The following is a 25,045-nucleotide window of genomic DNA, read 5'->3' on the forward strand; positions in this document are numbered from 1 at the left end:
TAAACCACTTTTTTTTGAACAGCGTATATGAGAATCTGTCTTGCGGTAAAAAAAACTGACCATTACGTAAACAAATTTATTCCTGAATTGGCATGGGGTTTAGAGTATGCGGGGAATGAGGTCGGTATAGGGGTTGAGACCATTTGGTCTGAATCAGTTTTTCAGTATGATGTTGTTTATTTTCATTGGCCTGAATTCCTGTTCAACGGAGCCTCGAATGAGGACTGCGAAAAATTAAGAAAAAAAATAAGGGAAATGAAAGATGCGGGAATAACAATTGCTGCGCATTGCCATAATTTAAAACCGCATGATCCGTCAAAAACAATAGAGCTGGCGTTATACAAAATTGTGTATGAAAATTGCGATGTGATGATTCATATGGGTGGCTATAGCTTGAAAAAGATGCAGACTGACTATCCAAAAACAAGGCATTTCCTCGTTCCGCATCACATATATAGCCATTTTTATTCTTTTTCTTACGACTCTTTATCCGCTAGACGTCATTTGAAACTATCTAAATCTAAATGCGTTATCCTTTGCTTTGGGGCATTTCGAAATGAAAAAGAACGCAATCTTTTTGTTTTTCTAAGAAAAAAGTTGAATCATAGTGTATTCGAAATTGTTGCGCCGAGCTATTTTCGTGGAAAAATTATTCAAAAAAACATCCTTAAAGGTCTGAACAATCTTGTTAAGATTATTCAATACAAATTAAAAGGAATTAAGTTTACGACAAAGTTTTTGAATGATGATGAAATGCAAATGTATTTCTGTGCGGCAGACATCATCCTAATTCAAAGACCGGATATCCTAAATTCAGGGAATTTGCCTATGGGTTTTGCTGCAGGAAAAGTTGTTGTTGGACCTGACATAGGAAATATTTCTGATTTGTTGGTTTCTACGAATAATCCGGTATTCAAAGTGGGAGATGATGCTTCGCTGATTGATGCAATTGAAATGGCTCGAATCCTTGTCTCAAATGGGCATGGAATTTCGAACAAAAAATATGCAGAAGCGTATTGGTCGCCAGAAAAAATTGGCGGGACTATAACAACTTTTTTTCAAGAGGTTCTCGATGAAAAAAATAATAAAGAAATTGATTAGGGTATGGGTGACACGATCGAGTAAATCGTATATAAAATATTTAAAATCAAAGGGAATTGCAATTGGCAATGGAACTTTTATTCGCGATCCGAAGTCTTTTCGCTGTGATTCTACGAGATGTGCGTCGATTACAATTGGTTCGAATGTCTACTTTAACATAAACACATCGATTATTGCTCATGATGAAACGGCAAAGGTGTTCCGTATAAAATATCGTGATTGGCTGCCTTCTAATGGCGAAATTACTATAGGAAATAACATTGTTTTTGCAAGAAATGTGACTATATTAAAAGGCGTTCACATAGGCGACAATTGTATTATTGGTTTTGGAAGCGTTGTTACAAAGGATATTCCCCCCAATTCTGTTGCCGTAGGTTGTCCTGCCAAGGTTATTTGCTCTCTAGATGATTATTACAAAAAGCGTCAAGAGCGGGCCTTGGAAGAGAGTTTTGAATATGCTCGAAATATTCAGAATAGGTTTAATCGTAGGCCTATTCCGAAAGATTTTCCAGAAAGTTTTGTTTTTTTTGTTAGTGGAAATCAGATGGAATCATATCCAGAAATGCCGTTTAAACATCAATTAGGTCCTCTTTATGATGATTACAAAAAAACGCATAAAGCAATTTTTGCTTCCTTTGACGATTTTTTGAATGCGGCCGGTATAAAATAATTTTATATGAGGAACTTTAGATGAATATAGAAGAGCCACTGGTTAGTATTATTCTTCCAACATACAATGTAGCTTCATTCTTGTTGCAATGTTTGGAAAGCGTGAATTCGCAAACCTACCAAAATTATGAGGTCCTGATAATTATAGATGGAGCCACGGATGGATCTTATGAAATTGCTGCGGAATACTGTAAAAATCATTCAAAATTTGCAGTTTATTGGCAGGAAAATGCGGGAAGTGGCCCTGCACGAAATGCTGGACTTGCGAAGGCAAAAGGTGATTTTGTTATGTTCGTGGATCCGGATGATTGGATTGAAAAGGACTTGCTTGAAAAATTAGTAGTTGGACAAAAGGATGGTGACTATGACTTGGTCGCAACTCAGAGAATAAAGGTAAAATGCAATAATAAGGGCGTGGTTATAAAGCGAAAACCATTTTTTTTTGAAGATTGTTCTTTGAACACTCGGGAAGATGTTCGCCTTGCTTTTTTTCATATGCTTCAGAAAGGAGTCGTTAGCTCTCCAACTCAAAAACTATACAAAATGTCGATTATTCGGAACAACAAAATAGATTTTCCTGATTTAAGACGCTCGCAGGATGTTGTGTTTAATTATCGTTATTATGCCCATATTGAAAATTTGAGATTGTTGTCTTATAGTGGCTATAATTATAGAGTCCTTTTAGAAAATAGTTCTGGGAGGAGCTCTGCGGATTATTATAAGGTTATTGTATTCCAATATAATGGATATAAAGAATTGTATAAATCATGGAATATGGATTTTCCCGATGCTGATTTCTGTACATTCCTTTATGAAATTCGCATTTTTGCAAATTTGTTGCGATGTGCCAACCAGGGGTGGGATATTCGTCAAATTTTTGAAAATGAAATAATTAGTCACATCGTATTAAGCGCAAAGCCGAAGTCTAAAATGAAAAGAATAGTTAAAGGGTTGATTGTTAGAAGAAAATATGTTTCATTATTGGCTATTATGAAGGTTTTTTCTTTTTTCAAACAAACGGGCTTTGTGGGGTAGCGCGATGTGGAAAAAAAATCCTAATGTTTCATATACCGTCAGACAGGATCTATGTACTGGTTGTGGCGTTTGTCAAGGGGCGTGCCCGACGGGTGCACTGACAATAAAGGCTACTAAATCCGGCGAGTTTCGACCGATAATTGATGAAAAAAAATGTAATAATTCAAAGGGCTGCCATCGGTGCTATGATTCATGTCCTGGAGTTGGTGTGAATCTTTTGTGTTTTGCTAAAGAAAATTTTAAAGATGAAGGCGTACAAGAAGATAAAATGGTTGGTCGATATTTGAAGTGCTTTACTGGCTATAGCAATGATGAGAAAATCCGTTATCATTCTGCCTCTGGGGGGATGATAACGCAGTTTTTGATATGGCTCTTAGAAAATAATTTAATTGATGGTGCTGTTGTCACGAAATTTGATAATAACAATGCGTTGATGGTTTCGTCTTACATAGCGACTACTAGAGATGAAGTTATTGCTGCAAGAAGTTCTAAATATGCGCCGGTAACGTTGAATCATGCGGTACAAGACATAAAAAATGCTCCGGGAACAAGGTATGTAGTTGTTGGTGTGCCTTGCCATGTTCAAGGTTTTAGAAAGATGATGGCTATGGACAAACGCCTTCGGGAAAAGATTGTGGGACTTTTTGCTGTGTATTGTTCTTGCGGAAGAACATTTAATTTGACAGAATATGTTTTGAAAGAACGTGGAATTAATAGAGACTGTTTGACATATTTCCAATATCGAGATGAAGGTTGCTTGGGCTCGTTGAAGGCGAAGGTGTTGCAGAAAGGCTCTATATTAAAACCTTTTACTCCGTATGCCGAATGTTTTGTTGAGAATGGAGAACAGGTTTATAAGGAAGAATTTCAGAGTTATTACCATCCGCTAAAAAGTTTTTTTATTCCTCGACGTTGTTTGTTCTGCATAGATCATTATGGAGAACTTGCCGATGTGAGTTTTGGAGATATTCACATTAAACCCTATTCTGATGATAAGATTGGTGTAAATTCTTTAATTGTTAGAAAACGGGACTGGTTAGACCTTCTAAAGCGATGTAGAGAAAATGGAAACATAACGCTGGATGAAGTTTCCTTTGAAACAATCTCGGATTCGCAAAAAATGTCTTTTAAGAAAAAGGGGAGAAATGGAGCTTTTTTAAAAATTGTTTCCTTTTTAGGCGGAAGTGTCCCCAAATATGATGTTGATTATTTGAGACCGCCGATGTTGCGGGACTATTTTGATTATATGCAAAATCGGTTTCAGCAATTTATTGGTCGACATAAAAAATTGTGGTTTTTGATTCCGTTATTAAAAGGAAAGGTTGATATTCACTGATTATGAAAAAAATCGGCTGTGTCATTGCTTACCGAAAGGGACATACCAACTATGGAACGGCCTTGGTTGGTTATGCCTTGTTAAAAAAAATTCAGCAACTTGGCTATCAGGTTGAAGTTATTAATTATGTCAAGCGTCTTTCGATTATTCAAAAGATTGCTTTTGTGTGGAACGCTGTTCGTTGTGGGGAATCTAAAATTATTGTTGCGCGTTTAATGTCTAGACGGCTGCAAAAAAAATACCCCCAATATGCGGCTAACATACGTACTCGCATAAAAGCTGTCGAAGAGTATCAGTCTCGAAAATTTTTGCCATTATTTAAGGATTATGTTGGATACGAATCATTGCATGAAGGTTCTAAGAATTATGACTCAGTTGTCGTAGGTAGCGATCAGGTGTGGACGCCAATGTCTTTGCCGAACAAATTTTTCAATCTGTTATTTGTAGATGACACCATTAGAAAAGTGGCTTATGGCTCTAGTTTTGGTGTGAGTTCTATACCACAATTTCAGCAGAAGGCTACGGGTTCGTATTTAGACCGATTCTATAAGATTGGTGTTCGTGAGCAGAAAGGGAAAGAAATTGTAGATTCTTTGAGCCGTCAAAAAGCACAGGTTGTGGCAGATCCGACTATGCTTTTGAATGCAGACGAATGGCGACAAGAAATTTTTACAGAATCAGAAATATCTCCGTCAGAACCGTACATTTTTTGTTATTTTCTTGGTCCGAACCAGAATGCCCGAAAAGCGGCTAATGAGCTGAAGGCTAAAACAGGCTATAAGATAGTTGCCTTACTCCATATGGACGAATATGTCCCAGAGGATGAAAAATTTGGTGATGAAACGCCCTACGATGTAGATCCGAATGGATTCTTGCGATTGATACATAATGCATCTTATGTATGTACGGATTCATTCCATTGTTCTGCATTTAGCATTCAATTTCACAAGCAGTTTATGACTTTTTATCGTTTTGCGCAGGAATCCTCGACTGGTCGCAATTCTCGAATAGATTCTTTGTTTAATGTGCTTGGAGTCAGTCGGGAACGGTTGTATCAAGGAGATGTGTCGAAAATAGACAACGCTATTGATTGGAATTCTATCGATAATAAACTTAAAAAACTAAGACAAGAGAGTATTGCTTTCTTGAAAGAGTCTCTATCGTGATAAGGCGTTTCTTATTCATTTTGATTCTTTTGCTTTCCCAAGAGGCTTTTGCTCAGTGGAATGATTGGGTTGATGCCGAAACTGTTCGAGAGAATTTACTTAAGGCGCAGAATGAAGAAGTTTTTTATTTTAGTCAATATCTTCTTTATGATATAAGAAATGATACGAATTTTCATTCATCTAAGTTCAGGGAAAAAACGAAAGAGACTCTTTATATTTATGGATTAGACTTTTACTATGCCTCTGGAATGTTTTTTGACTCGGCGTACAAGGCGGTAAAACGTAAAAATATTGTGGATGTAGTGAAAACGCAGTGGCGTGAAAATAAAGCTATTCCCTCTTTTTCGTGGCACTTAGAAAACCCTTATGTGCCATCTGATTTTAGAAAGTTTATGGGATGCAGATATCGGAATAGTATTGATGTTTTTGGATACCCATCGGAACACAAATATGTTATTGGCGAAATATTAAATAAGTCTGGGGGAATTTGTGGTTTTGGACGCTATAAATCTAAAGATGATTTTTCCAATGTTTACCCAAACCCATCGGAATGGTTCGATGCGAGAACAAGGGAAGTTGCTGATATTATCAACGAATTTGTTGATGATTCTGGTAAACCAATTCCATTTGTTTTTCGCTTGTGGCATGAAATGGAGGATAACTGGATGTGGTGGGGTAAAAGCTTTGTGACGCCAAGTGAATATAAGAATTTTTTTGCCTTAACACGTAAAAAAATTATGGGGTATGCTCCCAGGGCCCAAATTCTTTGGGCTTATTGCCCGGATAGTTATCTCGATTCAGAAGAAAAATTTATGGAACGATATCCTGGGGACGAATATGTCGATATTATCGGATATGATGATTATAAAATTGCAAAACCCAAATATAGGGAGCGGGAGGTGAAGTATGCTAGAATGGTTACAAAAATTGCGCAAGAACATGGAAAGGTTGCTGCTTTGTTTGAGACTTCTAATAGTTATCGCCCAACATCAGAAACCTTCTTTAAGGATAGACTTTTGCCTGTTTTAAATGATTCGTTGGTGAATTTAGGACTTGTGCAAATGTGGGCGAGTGGTTTGTTTGAAAATGAAGCGCAATATGAAGATCGAAAATTTTTCTTAAATCAAAAGAATATTTTAAAAATTGAGACGGGTTTATGAAAAAAGAGGCAATTGTTGTCGGCTGGATAAATACTGGTAAACCGGCTGATTGTGGTGAAACAATGAAAAACCAGTTGATGATTCAAAAACTGGAATCTTTTGGCGTTCGTTGTCATCAGGTCGATTTTAAAAATTGGCGAAAACATCCATGGGTGTTTTTTAAGTTGGCTTTCCTTATGTTGTTTCATCGGAGTTATGTACTTATTTTTTCGACAAGTACGGTAAATGTGTATCCGATGATGAAATTGATGAAAAAATTTAAATGGAAGCAACCCTCAATTCATTGGGTGATTGGTGGAAATCTAGGAAATCAGGTCATTAACGGGATGTATGCTGCTGATGTGATTGATTATATAGGTTTGACGATTGTTGAAAGTCCGATAATGAATGAGCAACTGGCGCAGTGTGGAGTAAAAAATGTCAAGGTTCTTCCGAATTTTAAACCAATACCATATTTTCCTAATATAGACAATAGATTGGCGACTTTAAAAAGTCGTTCATTAAAGTTTGTTTTTCTAAGTAGAATTATGTGCGAGAAGGGATGCGATTACATATTGGAAAGTGCGAGAATTTTAAATGATGAGGGCTTTGAAAAGGAATATTCTATTGATTTTTACGGAAAGGTGGCAGATTCGTTTAAAGATGTTTTTACTGCAAAATTGTCCAGTTTGTCAAATGTGCAATATGAGGGCTTCCTGAATCTGCGCGACAATGCAGGCTACGATAAACTCGCGGAATATGATGTTATGTTATTCCCGACATATTGGAATGGCGAGGGTTTTGCTGGTATTTTTATGGATGCCTTTATATGTGGCCTGCCGCTTATTGCTACGGATTGGGCGCATAATAGACAGTTTATGCAGGATGGCAAAACAGCGATGTTTATTCCTGTTCACGATGTTGTTGCGCTAAAAGAATGTATGAGGAAGTGTATAGAACGTAAGTATGATTTGGTTGAAATGGCGAAAAATTGCCAGAGAAATGCTAAATTGTATGATGTTGATAACGTGCTGACTCCGCAAACGATGAAAGAGATGGGCTTATGGCAAGAATAGTATTGTTTGGCGATTTTAAGGTCAATCAGGTGAAACACCTGAATTTGAGCAGCGAGTTAACCTTGTTGCTCAATTCTAGTGATGTTAAGATGGCTAATTTTGAAGCTCCAATAAAAACGAATGGAGCACCCTTGAAAAAAAGTGGTCCAAACATTTGCCAGCACGTTGAAGCTCCAAATTGGCTGATAGATCGTGGTTTCAATGTTGTGTCTATGGCCAATAACCATACAATGGATTTTGGCGAACAGGGAATGACCTCCACACAAAAGGCATTTGAAAAGATTGTCACGGTTGGTTGCGGAACTTGGGAAGAAGCCTATAGTCTTAAGATAATTAAAACGAAGGACGATAAAAAGATTGGCTTCATTGCGTGTACCCAGTGTGAATTTGGAACCTTGACTGAAAAGGGCGGCTGTGGATGTGCGTGGTCGATGAGCCCTGCCATTAACAGATTGATTGCCGTTAGCCGTGATAAAGTGGATGCGCTGATTGTTATGCCCCATGGCGGTGTCGAGTATATGGATATGCCGCTTCCCGAATGGCGGGATATCTATAGACAGTGGATTGATTTGGGGGCCGATGCTGTAATTGCAAGTCATCCGCATGTCCCGCAGGGTTGGGAAATTTACAACAACAAGCCAATATGCTATAGTTTAGGAAATTTCTGTTTTGAAGCTTTGAAAGAGAAAAATGTACCGGCGCATTGGTATGAAAGTTTGTGTTGTGTTCTGGATGTTTCTAAGTCGCACGATATTGAAATGCAAATCCGTCCGATTAAATTTGATGCAAAGAACCTATATATAAGCGATGATGACTCGACTGAATTTGCAGAGCACCTGAAGTGGATGAATGACACATTGTCTAATGATGAAGTGTATAAAAATGAGGTTGACAAAGGTGTCAAAAAGCTTCTTCCCCATTACATGGGAATGTTCTCTAGGGGAGGTATGGTGACTGGAATTTTGCAGAAAAATTTTATCAAAGGATTTTTGGAAGGCCTGATGGGGCGAGGCTTTTTCAATAAGGTCCATGCTCTTAATAATATTCAATGTGAAAGTCACCGCTGGGCAATTCTCCGTGCTTTGAAGCAAAAGGAAAACATCAAGTGAAAAAAATTGCAAATATAATCGTCACCTTTTTGACGAAACTTCGTATTCTAACTCCGCTAAGGACTTCTAAACTGAAGTTCTTGGTCAAGTGCCATAAATGGCCAAATTTCAAGCATCCGAAAGATATCAATGAAAAGATTAATTGGATGAAGTTCTATGGTGACACGTCCATGTGGCCGATATATGCGGACAAGTATAGAGTCCGTGATTTTGTGAAAGAGTGTGGGCTAGGCGACACGCTTATACCTTTAATTGGGAAATGGGATTCCGTTGATGAGATTGACTGGGATGCCTTGCCGAACCAGTTCGTGATGAAGTGCAATAATGGCAGCGGCGATGTTATCGTGTGTTCTGACAAGAGTAAACTGGATGTCGAGGCTACCAAGAAGCATTTTGAAAAACAGCTTAAGAAGAAGTTGAGCGTCTTGTCTGGCGAGCTACACTATGCAAAGATTAAACCCTGCATTATTGCGGAACAGATGCTGGATGCTTCGACGCAGCCATGTAATTCTTCGTCCTTGGTTGACTACAAAGTGTGGGTCTTTGATGGCAAACCGCTGTTTACATGGTGCACCTGGAACCGTCAGCAATACCACGCGAATGTCGCCATGTATGATATGGACTGGAACTTCCATCCGGAATGGTCTGTGTGGACTAATCATTACGTGATGCCCAAGGACCATATCCCTAAGCCTGTTTGCTTTGACAAACTGATGGAAGCTGTAAGTCGGTTAGGGAAGGGAATCCCTGTTGCGCGTATTGATATGTACGTATGTGGCGAAAAAATCTATTTTGGCGAGATTACAATGACCTCGCAGGCCGGTTATATGGATTTCTACACACAGGACTTCCTAGATAGGATGGGTGATTTGACCGTGTTGCCTGTTGACAAATAAAAAATGCTATAATTATCTTACCTATGAAAAGAAAAAGAATCATTGCCGTTATTTCTAGTTGTTGGACATTAGTATAATAAAAGTTATGTTTTAGGACATAAGTATGATATTGCGATGTAATCAGAACCCCTTCGTTTTAGATGAAGACTTTGATGTCCGAGACCAAGGATATGCGAATGATGTGTCTAAAATTGATATAGAATCTTTTTCTTATCCAATAGGTTCAGTTTTGGATATGTTACGCGATGATTTTTTGGATTGTCCGTTTGATTTGCAAGACGAGGATAATTCGTGGAATCTGGAAAAAAAAAGTCGACTTGTAGAGTCTATTTTGTTGGGAATACCAATACAAATGTTCTTTCTTTGTGAAAGCTCTTATGATGGAAGATTGACTATTATCGATGGATATCATCGCCTGAACACCATAAAAGAATTTTTTTCTAAAAAGGGCGATGGATTTAACTTGCGCGGACTCCTGTATTTAAGAAAACTTAATGGAATGAATAGAACAAGTTTGCCATTGCAATATCAAAGAAAAATATTTCATACGGATGTGTCTATTAATGTCTTAAAGCGCTCTGTTCCATCAGAAATCAAGTATTCTATTTTTCAACGATTGCATGAGGATGATGAACGCATAACGTATCAAAATATGCGGTACCGTTTAAACGTTGGCCCTTGGAGAACTTTTGTTGATTATTTATTGCGTCTTCCTTCGTTCCAAAACGTAGTGGCTTTAGAACAATTGGGGAAATTGGTAAGACAAGAAATGGTTGTTCGGTTCCTTGCGTTTTATTATCGAGAGGCTGATTATGTTGGTTTCTACAACTTATTTTTAGATGATGCTATAAAAAATGTAAATAGGATGAACGAACCGGAAAAAAACAGATTTGCTCGTATTTTTAATGCGACACTTCAAATTTGTTATGAAATATTTGGTGAAGATGCGTTTGTTTATGAACAAAGGTTTAATTTTTCTCTTTGGGATTGTCTTTGTGTTAATATAGCGCGATTGAATGACGAAGAAAAAAGGAAACTTGTGAGAAAAAAAAGGCTGTTTTTGAGTTATTACATGGAATTACTCGAAAATCGATTCTTCCTCAACTCTATAACAAGTAAAACTCTTGAACCATTAATTGTACGAAGGCGTTTTTCCAAAGTGAGGTTATTAATTTCAAAGGTGGTCGTATCATGATTGCTGAATATGAGTTGAAAAATTTTAAAATACACGAGAAACTGAATCTCCATATTGGAAACTTGACTGTTTTTACAGGAATGAATGGTATGGGCAAATCGTCCGTTTTCCAGTCTATGCTACTCCTAAGGCAGTCTTTTTTTAGAAATGAATCTTCGCGGAATTTGAACTTAAGAGGAAATCTAATAGAATCATGTAGTTCGGGGGAGTTGATTTGTCAATCGTCCGTTTCGGACGAATTGTCTGTAGCTATAACGGATGATGACGGGACGAAATTAAATTTTTGCTATTCTTATGTACTAGAAAATCCTAATGCCACTATGCTAAAAGGGAAGGGTGGGAATAGTTCTAAAAGCAAATGTCGAACTCGCTCACTTTTTAATGAAAATTTCCAATACATTGCTGCAAATAGGTTTGGTCCTAAACAAAAATATGATGTCGATTCTTATGTTGTTGAAGATTGCAGGCAGATTTCTGATAAGACTGGGCAGTGTGAATTGGTTGCGCATTTTCTCCATAGATTTGGTAATGAGAAAATACCAATAGAAGGTCTAGCTTGTTTAAATTCAAACGTTGAGTATGGCGTATATAAAGAAAAACTAGATGATGATTTTTCGTTGAAATGTCAGGTCCGCAATTGGTTACGGTATATTTCACCTGGTATCAATATAGAAATCAAACCCAATGATAAAGATTTGAAGTTGGAGTATAAATATGATGTTGTTGATGAGTCTTTGACGAAAAATATTCCGGCTATACAGGCTGGCTATGGAATAACATATTGTTTGCCAATAATTGTTGCTGTTCTAAGTGCTAAGCCGGGGTCGTTGTTGCTAATTGAAAATCCCGAAGCCCATATTCACCCTCAGGGACAGGCCAAATTGATGGAATTGATTACAATGGCTGCTGATAAAGGCGTCCAAATAATGATAGAAACGCATAGTGACCATATTGTAAACGGAGCATTGGTTGCGGTTGCTCAAAAAAAGCTTCTTTGGCAAAAATTATCTATGTATTATTTTGGAAGGGAAAAGTCTAGCCATGTTTCTAATGTTGTTAAATTAAGTGTTTTGAAGTCTGGTAAAGTAAAAAATCCTCCTGAAGGATTCTTTGACCAAATAGAATTGGATATGAGACAAATTCTTGGTTTTTGATATGTGTAAGCCTCTTTTTTTATTGACAATGCCTGAATATGAAATGGATGGAAATCGATGCACTCACTCGGTATTGAAGACCATGCAAAAGAAGAATTTGTCAAAAAATTATTTAACTGCAATAGAGACTACATACGATTTTTTTCGTTTTGAGAATGTAAATCTGAAATATTGTATGCAAAATGTTGTAACTTTTTTATTTCCATATAAAAACAACAACAATTATTATCCTAGTTGGATTGGTGCTATTCAACAGAGCCTAAAAAAATGGGATGAAGTTTCTACAGATTATTTTAGAACTTTTTTTTCAAGAGAGAATTGCCCCCAAATAAAGTGTTTGATTTTGAATCATGAAGCTTTTGATTGTAAAAGTTTGTCTTTTGATAGTTCTCCTTTGGATGTAAAGTCTATTTTTGATTGGTTGGTAAAAAAACGAAATATAAATCGTTTGTATGGAGGCCATATAAAACATGGAGAAAATGGTAAAGCCCAAAAAGCAAATAAAGGCGAAGATGTTTCTTTGCTAGAATGTACTGAAGAGGATGCGAAAAAAATGTTGTGTGAGGCAATAATGAAATCAGAAGCACATTTATTTGCTTTGGATTGTGTACGGAAAAAAATTATAGCATTTCGTTCGCAAGATCACGGTAAGACTTTTCATGGCTATCATATTAATAAATTACAACAAAGAGGCAGTCCTTCGGGTAAAATTTTTGAAAGACTTAGCATGCTGCATCCAAATTGCAAAAGTATTTTAAAAAAATACAAGCCGTAGAATATTAATCGGAAATAGTTGTACTTTTGTTGCTGTGTGACTTGCTGAAAATTTAACCATAATTGTTATATCGTATGAAGAAAAAAAAGATCATTGCCGTTGCGTCTATCGGTGGCCATTGGGTTCAGCTGCTGCGTATTGCCCAGCCGCTGGAGAGCCGTTACGATGTCGTGTACATGAGTACGCACGAAAAATGCAAGACGATGATTGGTCCGAACCGCTTCTATAAGTTGCCGGACTTTAACCGCAGCAATGCCTGGAAAATGCTTGCGGCTGTTTTCAAGGTGATAGGCGTGCTCCTGAAGGAACGACCCGCCGCAGTCCTGACGACTGGTGCCGCTCCAGGGCTGCTCACGATTGTTGTCGCCAAATTCTTGTTCAGAAACACGATTTGGATTGATTCCGTCGCCAATGTCAAGACGATGAGCGGCTGCGGCCATGTGGCAAGGTATTTCGCAAAGCATGTCTATACGCAGTGGCCGGACCTCGCCGATGACAGTGTTGATTATGTAGGGAATATCTTTGGGGACCCGTCGGAGGAACAGAAATGATTTTTTGCACCATTGGGACGCAGGCCCCGTTTGACAGGTTCCTGAAAATCGTTGATGAAGTCGCCGCGGACATTGACGAAGAAATCGTGGCTCAGGTGTACAAGAGCCATTACCAGGCGAAGAATATCAAGACCGTGAATTTCCTCCCGCCGGACGAATTTCAGGAACTGTTCAAGTCGGCAAGGATGATTGTCGCCCATGCCGGTATGGGTACGATAATTTCTGCAATGCAACAGGAAAAGCCGATAATCGTTTTCCCGCGCATTGCCAAGCTGGGCGAGCACCGCAACGAGCACCAGCTCGCCACCGCCGAAAAGATGAAGGAACTCGGCTACGTGTATGTGGCCAATACCGCCGAAGAGCTGAAGGCTCTGCTCGTAGACCCCAACCTGAAACCCTTGCACAAGCTCGGCAAATTCGCCAGCCAGTCGCTTATCGACGAAATGTGCAAAGTGATCGGGTGAGTCTCTGCCAAGACCTTTTGCGGAGACGCTACGCGCCCCCGCAAAAGGTCTTGGCTGGCTAGGTCTTTTTTACAGAAAATATAAAAAGGTTGCCCGATGTCCTTGAATCTGACTTCGTCGGTTTTGATTATATTTCTTTCCATAGGAGAGTAATATGAGAGATTTAGGGATATATGTCATTGCAATAATTATTTCTGCTTTATTTCTTGTTCCTTCGCTAATCTGCAAATGTCCTGTTTTTGATACTCTTTCTGGTATTGGGTGCAGTGGAATTGCTGCTGCGGTAATGGCTATTTTTCTCGAAAGAGCCAATGCCAAAAGAGAGTGCGAACGGACTGCAAAGGCAAAATCGTTGTATTTTAAGCAGTTGTATGACCAGTTAATTATGATGATTGAAAGAATTTTGTGGTTTGATGAAAGATTGAAAGATGACAATTTTAATTGGAATTTACAGGATGATGTTTACTCGACATTTGGTTATATGGCTGGAATTAGTTCTCGGTATCAGAAAACTTCTCTAACCTATGATGATGCGATTAATAAACTTAAGGATATTGGGGTAAAGTATAATATTGATAATATTAAAACAATTGCTGAGCCGGATAAATATAAGATAAAAAGATTGTTTCAAATAGTTGCTGCAAGCTCTTCCTATCTATTAAACGAGGCAAATGCTATAAAGAATAACAAACTAACTCTCGATATAATAGATTATATGAGTTTAGATGAAAATAAAGGTATTATGTTTGATATTTCTCTTTTTATTACTCTTATGGGTAAACCTAATAAAAATTATCAAGTTGCTGTTAACGCGCTTATTAGTGTTACGGAAAGAATAAGGGAAATTGGTCAGTACCCGAAGGGTGATATTAGGATTGGGTTGCACGGAAGTTTTCCGATGAGTGATTTGTAAAGAAAAAATATGTTTCTCCACAATTGATCTGGAAGCTGAACGGCAATTTTGGTTGTGCCGGTAAATGATTTAGTGAAAATGTAAGTTGAAAAGAAACCAAGTGTCTTGCAAAAATCAAAGAATATGTTATTATTCGAAGTATGAGCAGAAAACCCGCCATTTGTTTGCAATACAATATTAAAACACCTCGTGATGTTTTTTATTACAAGGAGTACTTTACTCCTTATTTCGTTAATGATATTAAGGAATCTCCTTACTTTAAAAAATATAGTGAAAAAATTAATTCATTGTTTGATGATTCTAAAGAAATTAGCTTGGACTTTTTACCAAGGGAATTTTGGGATAATGTTGACGATGAACAAATTTTGCCTGATACAGCAAATATTTTGATGGATGCTATTTATTGTGTGTCTGCTAGTCTATGGGGTACTGATGAATTATTCCTTAATTTCAGTCCTTATTATATTGGTTTGTACACAGAGTTGGTAAAACGGCAGATTGATGAAGTGAAATCGCTTATTTCCTTGTTGATTTATTTGCAAAATGCTTCAGATGACAGAAATAATCCTGAAATAAATTTATTTTTTGAAGAGATAAAGAAAAACTTTATCTTTAATCATCCAGGAACATTTTATGATTCAAAACAATCTAGTACTATAACGGGATGCCTGTGCTGCTTGTGTTCTTATAAAAATATTCAGCCTCCGGCCCATAGCTTTTCGATAGAGATTGATTTGCTGAATTTCGACCGCTTTCTCTCGTTGCTACGAAATTATAAACCAGATTCGGGGGATGCTCGTTTTTATGATGGTAGAAATTGTTTTTGTCTTGCGATTGAAGGTCGGGAACGATTCTTTGCTTTAAGTGGTTTTAACGAAACTTATGACAAATTAGGGAACAAAATAAAGAACGATTTAGAGAGTTATTTTAAGAATGTAGTTTTTAATTTTTGCAAGTTTGATGCGAATGCAACTTTGAGTTATGGTTATAAAGATTCTAATGGTGTCTGGCAAAATCTTAATCCTCCGGCAGCATTCAATAATAACTCTAGTTTGAAGATCGAAAATGCGTCTAATCAATATAAATGCTGCGAACGGAAAATTTTTCCCTATACAAAAAAATATAATAAAAATTTAGATATATATTGCAAATATATGCCATGCTGTCGATGTGTTCCCGCTGTTAAAGAACAAATAAGGACGCGTCCTTCATTTCACTTCTTTGCTCTTTCAAGAGATTCTGACCATTTTAGGCGCCTCCTGAAAAAAGGAAAGAGATTGCTTTTGCGGGAAAGCGGCATTTTTACATTATATCCGTAGATTAATTGTGAAAAAAAATCTTCGCAAAGCAAGTAGTTTTTTCTTAATATTATCCCAGAGATTTCTGATGCTTTAGGATAATTGAATCTTCATTCGCGATAATGAACATCGCCTTTGTCGATGATTAGCTCGCAGAATCCTTCTGCAAACGCCTTTTGGTCTCTTACCGAATCAAATTGTTTGTCTAATGCTATTCCGGCCATTGTTCCTGCCGAATCAATTTCTTGCTGTATGTTTTCTTCTGTCAGCTCGGATGCGGGGCACAAGATGCCCACGAGGTCGCTGACGTGCCCCCGCAATGTTTTTTTGTCGAGGATTTTCCGCTAAAAAGCCGATTGAGGGGAGAATTAACGTGTTTTTTACATAAAATGTAAAATTGGAAGCGGCTTTGGTAGGTTGGCCATGTTCGGGATGGCCGCTGTTTAGGGATGAGCGGCGAGGGCGTGTGGGGTGGAATCTGGTGGTTGAATGAGCCAATCTTGTCGGGTTAAAGATGTTGTCGCGGGTGTAGAACTGCTTGAGTGCTCAGGCGGCGGGAAACCCGCCGCCTGGGCTGAGGAAGAAAATTGACAAAAATTGAGATTTAGGTGGATCAGGATGGTCTAGCGGGTTGACTTTGTCCTCCAAAGAGTATATTTTATAAATGTATGAATATTGCAATCTTAATGGCTCAGAGTGAATACCGGAGTGCCCCTAAATTACCGGCATGCAAAAATGATTTGCAACTAATGAAGCTCGTTGTAGAAAGTTCAAAGAAATATGATGATATCTTAATTCTCGATGATTCTGTTGGTCGCGCGTATGATGCGAACGAACAGATTATTCAGTTTGTTGAAAAATATAAAGGGGGTGACCAGATTGATGAGGTTCTTCTGTATTTTTCGGGACACGGAAACTTCGAAAATAATGAATTCTATTATGTCTGGGACGATTATGAAAAAACAAGAAAACGCCAAACATGTTTAGGAAACACAGAGATAGATGGCTTTTTAAGGTCTCTTAACGCGAAACTAACTGTAAAGATTATTGATGCTTGTAATTCGGGGGTTCCCTACTTAAAGGGTGATAGTGGTTTTGACAAGTTTTTAAGTATTTCTAAAGATGCTTTCCAAAAATGCTATTTCTTGTTTTCTAGTCAAAATGATGAAACATCTGGCGCAGATTTTCAAATAAGTCTTTTTACTAAATCGATTTTAAATTCATTGAAGAATTTTGACGAGGGAAAAGGTGTTCGGTATAGGGACGTAATGAATTATGTTACGGACGAATTTGAAAAAAATGGTGTGCAGACTCCATTTTTTGTTACGCAGTGTGACAATACAGATGTTTTTTTAGATGTAAATAGCGAAATAAAATCTGTTCTAGGTTCAGAACTTTTAAGGGATTCTTCAGGTGCGGTCGCCGAATTGGGTCCAAGTAATGTCCCGATAACGCTTCTTGATTTGGTGAGAAAAGATGCTGAGAAATATGTTCCTTTTGAAGATGTGAACAAGTATCTTGAACATTTCAGGAAAAAGTTAAGTGCAGAAGAACTAAATCCTGTTTTAAAGGATTTGTATACTATTAAAGTTGATGAAATCACGAACTTAAAGGATGTTCCTCAAATTAAGGATATTGCATCTTGGATCCGAACGAGAAATAAGGAAACTTATACGCGACTGCATTTTATCTCGGTTCCGTATGAAGAAAAAGTTCCTAAGTATCCGTTGTTGCGTATTCGTTCATCCTTATTTGCATCGGAAGAAGATTATAAGACTGTAACCAAATACAGGGAAGAAATTAATTCCTTTTCTAATACATTGGAAATGCCCTATACGAGTTTGAATGTTGTTTTTAAAGGACTGTTTCCAAATTTGATGAACGTTTCCCTAGGTGTTGTGCCGGTTCTGTCTAGGACCAGCGTTTGTTTCTTTATTTCGAAGATTGACTATAAAAGATCTGGCTGGGATGACCAAGTTATGGATTCTTTCTCGGCTAAATGGGAATTTAAGGAAGTTCCTTATGAGCAGACTGCCATAGACGAAGTGGAAAGTAAAGCCTTCCATAAAGTAGAACAGTATGTTATAGATTTGCTGAATTCAAGATTTCCTGTAAAAGGGAACGAAAATTAAGTGAATATGGGATAGGAAGGGTGAAATGAGTAAGTGGTTGCGCAGTTTTTGTAGAAAGATGATTCGTAGATACTTGCCTTTTTGGAAGCCGTTTGTTCGGACGATTTGTGTCACATCGTTTTTATCATTCGGATTGTTTTATTTTAAAGATATAGATTCTGTTCTTTATTTAAAATTTGTTTATGCGGTATTGTTTTTTGTTGTTGCCTCTTACTGCGTTACAAGAAATTCAAAATTTTCGACATTTTATGGGCTTGTTTTTGGTACCAATTTAATCATTTTCCTTGTCCGATTGTATCAAATGGGTTATTGGCTTTCATGGGATATAGTCGATATCTTTTTCTTGTCTTATGCAATATTTCTTGTAGCTTTTTTGCTCAATGTCCCGTTGAGTAAATTACTATGTTTTCTTAAACTTCAAAAAAAATGTATAGGAAAAAGTGAAAATGATTATAGAAATTTATTTTCAGAACGACGGTATGATTTAAATCTGATTGCGAATTATCTTCGAAAGTATAATGTAATAGGTGTTGAATCAAAATGGGGCGATGGAAAAACATTTCTTTTTGAATTGCTGAAGGAAGAATGTAAATCAAAATATTTCTTTGTGAAGATTGGGGTGATGTCTGTAACGACTGATATTGTAGAAAAGTTTATTTTAAATGAAATAAATCATTTGCTAGAAAATGAAAATATTTTTTCTTTGGCATCCCAAAAAATAAATAATTTATTATCTTCACAAAATAGCCTGTCTGCAGTGATGGATTTGTTGCTTAAATCGAATTCGTATACAAATCAGATTGATATTCTCAAAAGAGATGTGCTGAAATTGAGCAAAAAAATAGTTCTTGTATTTGAAGATATTGATCGTATTTCAGATAAAGATGCGATATATAAAATTTTTTCTATCGCAGAATCGCTATCCTGTAACTACATAAAAATTGTATATCAATATAATGAAGATGATTTGCTTGCGGTTCTAAAAAAGGAAAAAATTTATCTTGAAAAGTATATACCATATACGATGAAACTGACGCCAATTTCCTTTAGAAAAGTAGTGAAAAAGCTTTGCAAATGTGGTAAATACTCTAATATTGAAGCGGATGATTTTCAATTTTTGCAACAAGAAATTCTGATTCCCAAGGATGTTTCGACTCGTATTGAAATTGAAGGCCCGATAAGCCTGCAAATACCAAGCTTTTCAATTCGGAAAGTCATCATCTTTCTAGATTCTGTGGAAAATTATATAACAAGTCAATCTGGTTGTGATACTAAAACAAAACGCACTATAATATTGTTTTATTTCATAAAGCATTTTTTGTATGATGTTTACAATAAAATTTCTGAAAAAGAAAAATTTCTTGACACGAAATTATTTGAATGGGAAGGAGTGTTTTATTCAATAAAAGAGCTGTTGAATGATGATTATGAAAAGAGAAACCTTTGGACGCTTGAAAGAAATAAACAAATGCTAGCGATATTATTGTTATTTGACTTTGAATTTGAACCAATTCTTGATGCAAATGGGGGATATAGTGAAAATTGATTCTAGACAGACTACGGAAAGAATAAGATTGCGAGAAAAAAATGAAAAAATAAATGAGACTATAAAAAATTTGTATGCGCGTGGTTTGCCTGAGCATACAGATTACGAAAATGCTGTGAATGAAATGAAAAAATCTGTTTTAAATGCTCCAGAGAATTTGCAAAATGAAAAGTATAAAGAGCTCTTGAATAAAATGTTCAATGAAGATTTTGAGCGAGAAAACAGAACTATTTTTAAAATAGGCATTCCTGATGAATTTGAACTTTTTACAGCATTTGACCTATATGAAAACAATGCTGATGTATGGATAAAACTGATTGATTTTTATTTTAGAAATAAAAATGTAAATCAAATTACACCCGATTTGATTGAAGTTCTTTTACGTTGCCGAATAAACATGAGAAAGGTGTATTTGTTTGTCTTGAAAAAATTTAATTCGCTACAAATTGTGGGGAATCTGAATAAAGTAGGAGCATATAAAGATTTTGTTGTTAAGTATATTTCTGCTTTTTCAAGATTGGGATATGTTGATACACATTATCTTTATATGCTAGAAGAAAAAAAAAGTGATTGGCAGCCCCTTGTTCCAAATGTTTTAGATTATTTTCATGATAAATTGAAGAACTTAAAGGAGTTGAGTCCGTTAAAAAAAATCCAAGATGATATAGATGTGTTTATGTGTTTTCTTGAAAAGAATCGTTCTCTTGTCGCAGAATCGAATGAACTTCATGAATCTGGAATTGAAGTGAATACGAGAATAATTGATTCGAATTACCAAGTTGATGATTTGGTTGAGATGTGCAAAAGAAAAAATTATTCGCGGGAAGATGTCATCAGGCTGTTAAACGAAAAATATGAAAAAGAATTGTTTAAATCTGTTGATGTTGTTGACTTTTGGAACAAATGGACGAATGAAAATTAAAATGTGAAAGTTGATGTGGGCTGAATATCTAATATAATTCGCTGATATAGGGTTCTTGAAATCTGCATCCGCGTTAGGCCTACAGCCACTTGGCAACTTGTTGCCTTAGTGGCTATGGTCCCCTTTAGGGGAGATCGAAGCCCGAAGGGCCGGGAGGGCCGCTTGTCAACTGCACTCGGCCCTCTAGGCGGAAAAATTGCGGCGTGAGGCCGCAATTTTATGCCGCGAGAGCCCGCCCCTGCGCAGCAGGGAACGCCCGTTCTCGCCGGTGACGGCCACGCCGAAGCGTCGGGGATCCTGCATGTTGTAGGTGTACAGCACATTTTCGCTTTCGCTCGCGAGTCGCACGAGGTTCGCGTCGAACAGGGTGTCGCCGAGTATTATGAGCAGGGGTTCGTCGTCGCTTGTGTAGGGGAGCGCGAGGCTTATTGCCTGCCCCAGGCCCTGCGGGTCGCTCTGGAGTACGGTGCGGGTTTTGCCCCATTCGGGCTTGCCCGCCAGGTAGCGGTCCATGGTTTCGGCCTTGTAGCCGGTGATGAAGATTGTCTCAGTGGGGGCGAGGGGGCGGGTGTCGTCCACAATCCAGTCAATGATGGTCTTTCCGCCGACGGGCAGCAGGCACTTGGGCAGGTTGTTGGTGTAGGGGTGATCAAAAAAATTTTCCAATCTATTGACAAACCGAATCTGTTTGTGTATATTTGATAGTGAACAAATGTGCATTATTACTAATTTTGGGGAGTAATTGGCCCCAAAAACCGATGGTGCCATTTGCGGAATGTAGTTCAAAAATGTATATTGAGGGGTAGATATGGCCTTGGCTATTAGCAATATTCCGATTCTGACGGGCGCGGCGGCATCTTCTTTCGTAAAAAATGCGGAAGAAGCCGAGAAGAACCGTGGTTCCGTTGACTTCTCCCGGCAATGTGCCGAATGGAGCGGTTTCGACGTGCGTAACGCAGCACGAATTGCCAAGCTGAGGGCCGAAGGAAAATGGCCTTTCTAGAGTCCTCCTGCGTCCGCACCGTTCTTACGCCGTCGGTTCTGGATTGCTGTAACGCTTTTTCCTGTGGCAACGACGACCTTGATTCCTTTTTCAGGAACGATTCTGTCAATTACAGCCGCCAACTGATGGGCAAGACTTATGCGTTTGTCGATGCTGATTCGCTTCGGGATATCGTGTGCGCGTTTACGGTTTCTAACGCGAGCATCTTCACGAACTATTTGCCCAATGCGCGAAAGAAGCAGATTGGCAAGAACCTCCCGTGGGAAAAGCGTGACCTGATTTATCCGGCTGTTTTGATTGGTCGCCTTGGTGTGAACAATTCGTTCAAGAAGATGCATGTCGGCAGCGAGTTGCTTGACTATATCAAGCAGTGGTTCGTGGATCCTGACAACAAGACGGGCTGCCGTTACCTAGTGGTCGATGCATATAACCAACCGGTTCCGCTTGCGTTCTATGAGGCGAATGGGTTTAAGTATATGTTCTCTTCGGAACAGCAAGAATGCGAGTACCGCAAAATCGAATCGGTTGCAAAACTGCATACCCGCATGATGTATTTTGATTTGATGCTGCTGTCGAATTAGTGGGTTGTGGTCGACAAGGAATCCATCGACGGTATCGCCGAACTCATGAAGTGGTACAAGGGCGACAAGAACCCGCTGAGGTAGGGCTGTTGCAGGATGCGGAGCACAAGATGCCCGCGGGGTCGCTGACGCGCCCCCGCGAAATATTTTTCAAAAAATACGGCGGGGGTATTGACGATCGTTCCGCGTTAGGCCTACATCCACTTGCGGCTATGCCGCTTAGTGGCTATGGTCCCCTTTAGGGGAGATCGAAGCCCGAAGGGCCGGGAGGGCCGCTCGTCAAATGCGCTCGGTCCTCAGGTCCTTCGACTACGCTCAGGATAAACTCATACCGCGAGAGCCCGCCCCCGGCCCTGGCCGGGGAACGCCCTGAACTCAATAATGTCAGCCGCGCCGCCGTCGACCAGCGGGATTCCATTCACAATGCCAGGCTGATTCCCCCGTGCATCATCGGGAAGATGGGTGAGAACCAGATTATCGCCAGCTGCTAGGGGAGATTCTGTAAAATGAACACAACAGAGGGGCTTGCGCCCCTCTGTCGTGTTTTGAGAATATCCGCATTCAGGGTGGTCGCTGTCCAACCAAGTTTGGTCAAAGAAAGGCTGCAATCTATTGCTAGGGGTAACCGGGTGGCAAGGGGAATAATTCGAAAAAAAAATGCGAAAATGTATGCTTGACAGTTTTTGAGAAAATGGGATTGTATATTTACAATTAAAAAAAATACAAGTCTGGTGAGTGAAGTGTGATACATCTCTTGACAACGCTGTATGCTTGAATATATATTAACAATGTCATAGCCTTTGTCGTAGCTATGTGGCGTAAACAAAAAAACAGAGCCGGGTATATGAAAGGGTAATTTATAGAAGGAACGAAGAATATGTGGGATGAGGAAACGATTGATGCTGTTTGGAATAAAGCAGAATGGTGTTCGCTCGAGAATGAGCGCAATGGATTTCGTAAGGACCAATGTGGTGCGTGGATAAAAAGGCGTGCATACGGGGATCGTCATAATCGCTATGGATGGGAAATAGACCATATTACGCCTGAATCAAAAGGTGGGTCGGATGCCTTAAGTAATTTGCGTCCGCTGCATTGGGGAAATAATGCTAGTCGTCAGGATGATAGGCTTACTCCCTATGTCACTTCTGAAGGAACCCACAATATATATGTGGAAACTGGAGAAAGATTGTAGTTCTAAAAAGAAATTTTTGAGGTGCGTGAGTGATAATGAAAAGGCATCTTCATTGTTTTCTGACGATGAAAACAAGGGCTCTGGTATGTTCGAAAGGTGAAAATGAGATGGCCGTGCCCCAAATGTAAGATGCGAATGAAGTGGTGCCTGAAATGTCGTAATCGGTGTGGACATCTACTAATCGCTGGTGTTTTTGACCGCCACTGGCGGTCTGGGATATGACAAATTGCTATTTTAAGTGAACTTTCAACAAGGAATAAAAATGTGTAATTTCATTGGTATTGAATATTTGGTCGCACTAGCTTTAATAATCAATAACAAGGAAGAAATTTCTCTTGCTGAACTTAATGAATATGGTGTAAAAATCACCAAAGTCATTAATGATCGTAATATAAATGCAGTATTCCTGTTTTCAAGTAAATATGCCATCGACATGGTTCGAAACTATTCTGACTGTTTTGAGTGGAAAGAAGAAGAATCCGTGCTGCGTCGAAAGGCGAATGTCTCCAATGACGACTTGATATCCAAGTTCTTAGATTATTTATCTACAGATGTTTTGCTAGCCGCTCAGGAAACCAAGGATACGGATGCAGCCTAGCAATTTCGTAAAAATCAAAGACCCTATATATGGTTATATTGAAATTGAAGAAGATGATGATGTAAAAACCATTATCAATTCTGTGTTATTTCACAGATTAGAAAATGTTATACAGACAAGTTATTCATCCGTATATCCCTCAAGCGTCCATAATCGATTTATTCATTCCATTGGTGTTTATTATTTGGGCTCGCTTGCTATTAAGGGGATAGAAAAGAATTGCGATGATAAAATAAAAAAAGAAATAGAAGAATACAAGAGAACTTTTAAATTAGCGTGTTTATTGCACGACTTGGGACATTCTCCATTTTCTCACACTGGTGAAGTATATTATGACTATGTTAAGGAAACTCCCTGGGATCGACTAATGAAGGAACTCTCTGATGAAGAGTTCGACAATGACGGAAATAATCTCGGTAAACATCCGGGTGCAGCCCATGAAAGAATGAGCGCCTTAGAGTCGATAATCGCCTTTAAAAGCTATATTCAAGAGAAACAGCGGTCTTTTTTTGTTCGCTGCATCATAGGTCTAAAATACAAGAACAAAACGGACATTCGAAACTGTTTTATAGAGTTGCTGAATTCCTCGACAATTGATGTCGATAAACTTGATTATTTAATCAGAGATCGTTATTTCACTGGTTTCAAATCAGTATCAATAGATTACGAGCGACTTTTAGGTTCTGTTTGTATTGTAAAAAATAATGATGACGAATACATATTAGGCTTCACAAAAACAGGACTTAGCACTCTTGAAAGTGTGATTCTCGCTCATGATATGGAACGTAAGTGGATTCAGGGGCATCCTGTTATACAATATGAATGTTTTTTGCTGGATTCAATTATTTACAAAATAGTAAAGAAATATAAAGAGCAAAACATTGAACTTTTTTCTTTAGAAGCTTTAACGGAAAAAGGGTTGACATGCGGAGATGGAAAAGTTGTTCGCTTGCTTTCGGATGCAGACATCCTTTTTACTGCAAAAAACGAGTTGTATGATTCAAATGCTGTACAAGAATATTTTAATAGAGATAAACGCAAAAGGTCTCTTTGTGATTATTCCGGCGTACTTTGAGCCACGAGTCCGGTGCTAGAGAGCCACCCTTCCGGAAAATGCGGAGCCACCGTTCCGGTCGAACAGAGCCACCCCACAAACGGTCAAGAAAAACTCTATAATGGGATAGCCCGTCGCAA

At 38.3% G+C, this 25,045-nt stretch carries 24 protein-coding genes and 1 pseudogene; 24 read left to right on the forward strand and 1 reads right to left on the reverse strand.

Features of this window, described 5'->3' with window-relative positions; genetic code table 11:
- Window positions 1–27: 27 nt before the first annotated feature.
- The 19 genes and pseudogenes from ACKI61_RS07365 to ACKI61_RS07455 all read left to right on the forward strand — a co-directional run bounded on the left by ACKI61_RS07365 (window position 28) and on the right by ACKI61_RS07455 (window position 20,477).
- Window positions 28–1,101, forward strand: a complete 1,074-nt coding sequence (locus tag ACKI61_RS07365) for a hypothetical protein (RefSeq protein ID WP_407457098.1) — start codon at window positions 28–30, stop codon at window positions 1,099–1,101.
- A pseudogene (locus ACKI61_RS07370) lies at window positions 1,073–1,495 on the forward strand (acyltransferase); the annotation flags it as partial. The gene ACKI61_RS07365 and the pseudogene ACKI61_RS07370, both read left to right, overlap by 29 nt.
- Before the next feature lie 296 nt (window positions 1,496–1,791).
- Window positions 1,792–2,805: a glycosyltransferase family 2 protein gene (locus tag ACKI61_RS07375; protein WP_407457099.1), complete on the forward strand. Its 1,014-nt coding sequence runs from the start codon at window positions 1,792–1,794 to the stop codon at window positions 2,803–2,805.
- 4 nt (window positions 2,806–2,809) lie between these two features.
- Window positions 2,810–4,141, forward strand: a complete 1,332-nt coding sequence (locus ACKI61_RS07380) for a Coenzyme F420 hydrogenase/dehydrogenase, beta subunit C-terminal domain (protein ID WP_407457100.1) — start codon at window positions 2,810–2,812, stop codon at window positions 4,139–4,141.
- A gap of 2 nt (window positions 4,142–4,143) precedes the next feature.
- Window positions 4,144–5,307: a polysaccharide pyruvyl transferase family protein gene (locus ACKI61_RS07385; RefSeq protein WP_407457101.1), complete on the forward strand. Its 1,164-nt coding sequence runs from the start codon at window positions 4,144–4,146 to the stop codon at window positions 5,305–5,307.
- On the forward strand, window positions 5,304–6,467 hold the full coding sequence (locus tag ACKI61_RS07390) for a glycoside hydrolase family 26 protein (protein WP_407457102.1): 1,164 nt from the start codon (window positions 5,304–5,306) through the stop codon (window positions 6,465–6,467). Before ACKI61_RS07385 ends, ACKI61_RS07390 begins: the two co-directional genes overlap by 4 nt.
- On the forward strand, window positions 6,464–7,522 hold the full coding sequence (locus ACKI61_RS07395; protein WP_407457103.1) for a glycosyltransferase family 4 protein: 1,059 nt from the start codon (window positions 6,464–6,466) through the stop codon (window positions 7,520–7,522). Before ACKI61_RS07390 ends, ACKI61_RS07395 begins: the two co-directional genes overlap by 4 nt.
- A complete protein-coding gene (locus ACKI61_RS07400; protein WP_407457104.1) occupies window positions 7,510–8,631 on the forward strand; it encodes a CapA family protein in 1,122 nt (373 codons plus the stop codon). Before ACKI61_RS07395 ends, ACKI61_RS07400 begins: the two co-directional genes overlap by 13 nt.
- Entirely contained in the window at window positions 8,628–9,527 is a 900-nt protein-coding gene (locus ACKI61_RS07405) for an ATP-grasp fold amidoligase family protein (protein ID WP_407457105.1), read from the forward strand. Before ACKI61_RS07400 ends, ACKI61_RS07405 begins: the two co-directional genes overlap by 4 nt.
- A gap of 181 nt (window positions 9,528–9,708) precedes the next feature.
- A complete protein-coding gene (locus ACKI61_RS07410; protein WP_407457106.1) occupies window positions 9,709–10,722 on the forward strand; it encodes a DUF262 domain-containing protein in 1,014 nt (337 codons plus the stop codon).
- Window positions 10,719–11,876, forward strand: a complete 1,158-nt coding sequence (locus ACKI61_RS07415) for an AAA family ATPase (RefSeq protein WP_407457107.1) — start codon at window positions 10,719–10,721, stop codon at window positions 11,874–11,876. The genes ACKI61_RS07410 and ACKI61_RS07415 overlap by 4 nt, the downstream gene beginning before the upstream one ends.
- A gap of 82 nt (window positions 11,877–11,958) precedes the next feature.
- Window positions 11,959–12,651, forward strand: coding sequence for a hypothetical protein (locus tag ACKI61_RS07420; RefSeq protein WP_407457108.1), 693 nt, complete (start codon window positions 11,959–11,961; stop codon window positions 12,649–12,651).
- A gap of 74 nt (window positions 12,652–12,725) precedes the next feature.
- A complete protein-coding gene (locus ACKI61_RS07425; protein ID WP_407457109.1) occupies window positions 12,726–13,202 on the forward strand; it encodes an oligosaccharide biosynthesis protein Alg14 in 477 nt (158 codons plus the stop codon).
- Window positions 13,199–13,666 (forward strand): glycosyltransferase, encoded by a 468-nt coding sequence (locus ACKI61_RS07430; protein ID WP_407457110.1) that lies wholly within the window; start codon window positions 13,199–13,201, stop codon window positions 13,664–13,666. Before ACKI61_RS07425 ends, ACKI61_RS07430 begins: the two co-directional genes overlap by 4 nt.
- Window positions 13,667–13,820: 154 nt before the next feature.
- Window positions 13,821–14,579, forward strand: a complete 759-nt coding sequence (locus tag ACKI61_RS07435) for a hypothetical protein (RefSeq protein WP_407457111.1) — start codon at window positions 13,821–13,823, stop codon at window positions 14,577–14,579.
- A gap of 140 nt (window positions 14,580–14,719) precedes the next feature.
- Window positions 14,720–15,898, forward strand: coding sequence for a hypothetical protein (locus tag ACKI61_RS07440; protein ID WP_407457112.1), 1,179 nt, complete (start codon window positions 14,720–14,722; stop codon window positions 15,896–15,898).
- A 647-nt stretch (window positions 15,899–16,545) separates the two neighbouring features.
- Window positions 16,546–18,009, forward strand: coding sequence for a caspase domain-containing protein (locus tag ACKI61_RS07445; protein WP_407457113.1), 1,464 nt, complete (start codon window positions 16,546–16,548; stop codon window positions 18,007–18,009).
- Between the two features lie 25 nt (window positions 18,010–18,034).
- Window positions 18,035–19,555 carry a P-loop NTPase fold protein gene (locus ACKI61_RS07450; RefSeq protein ID WP_407457114.1) on the forward strand — a complete coding sequence of 507 codons (1,521 nt, stop codon included), beginning with the start codon at window positions 18,035–18,037 and terminating at the stop codon, window positions 19,553–19,555.
- Window positions 19,545–20,477 carry a hypothetical protein gene (locus ACKI61_RS07455; protein ID WP_407457115.1) on the forward strand — a complete coding sequence of 311 codons (933 nt, stop codon included), beginning with the start codon at window positions 19,545–19,547 and terminating at the stop codon, window positions 20,475–20,477. Before ACKI61_RS07450 ends, ACKI61_RS07455 begins: the two co-directional genes overlap by 11 nt.
- Before the next feature lie 183 nt (window positions 20,478–20,660).
- On the opposite strand, the gene ACKI61_RS07460 is transcribed toward ACKI61_RS07455, so the two are convergent.
- On the reverse strand, window positions 20,661–21,143 hold the full coding sequence (locus ACKI61_RS07460; protein WP_407457116.1) for a sugar phosphate nucleotidyltransferase: 483 nt from the start codon (window positions 21,141–21,143) through the stop codon (window positions 20,661–20,663).
- A 142-nt stretch (window positions 21,144–21,285) separates the two neighbouring features.
- Here ACKI61_RS07460 and ACKI61_RS07465 point away from each other — a divergent pair, with 142 nt between their 5' ends.
- The 5 genes from ACKI61_RS07465 to ACKI61_RS07485 all read left to right on the forward strand — a co-directional run bounded on the left by ACKI61_RS07465 (window position 21,286) and on the right by ACKI61_RS07485 (window position 24,926).
- Window positions 21,286–21,480, forward strand: a complete 195-nt coding sequence (locus ACKI61_RS07465; protein ID WP_407457117.1) for a hypothetical protein — start codon at window positions 21,286–21,288, stop codon at window positions 21,478–21,480.
- Complete coding sequence (locus ACKI61_RS07470) at window positions 21,468–22,061, forward strand: N-acetyltransferase (RefSeq protein WP_407457118.1); 594 nt, start codon at window positions 21,468–21,470, stop codon at window positions 22,059–22,061. Before ACKI61_RS07465 ends, ACKI61_RS07470 begins: the two co-directional genes overlap by 13 nt.
- A gap of 877 nt (window positions 22,062–22,938) precedes the next feature.
- On the forward strand, window positions 22,939–23,253 hold the full coding sequence (locus ACKI61_RS07475; RefSeq protein WP_407457119.1) for an HNH endonuclease signature motif containing protein: 315 nt from the start codon (window positions 22,939–22,941) through the stop codon (window positions 23,251–23,253).
- A gap of 238 nt (window positions 23,254–23,491) precedes the next feature.
- Window positions 23,492–23,851 carry a hypothetical protein gene (locus ACKI61_RS07480; RefSeq protein ID WP_407457120.1) on the forward strand — a complete coding sequence of 120 codons (360 nt, stop codon included), beginning with the start codon at window positions 23,492–23,494 and terminating at the stop codon, window positions 23,849–23,851.
- The gene (locus tag ACKI61_RS07485) at window positions 23,841–24,926 is read left to right on the forward strand and encodes an HD domain-containing protein (RefSeq protein WP_407457121.1); all 1,086 of its coding nucleotides are present in this window, start codon (window positions 23,841–23,843) and stop codon (window positions 24,924–24,926) included. Before ACKI61_RS07480 ends, ACKI61_RS07485 begins: the two co-directional genes overlap by 11 nt.
- Window positions 24,927–25,045: the final 119 nt, after the last annotated feature.

The sequence above is a fragment of the Fibrobacter sp. genome, assembly GCF_045601785.1.
In the GTDB taxonomy this organism is placed as follows: domain Bacteria; phylum Fibrobacterota; class Fibrobacteria; order Fibrobacterales; family Fibrobacteraceae; genus Fibrobacter.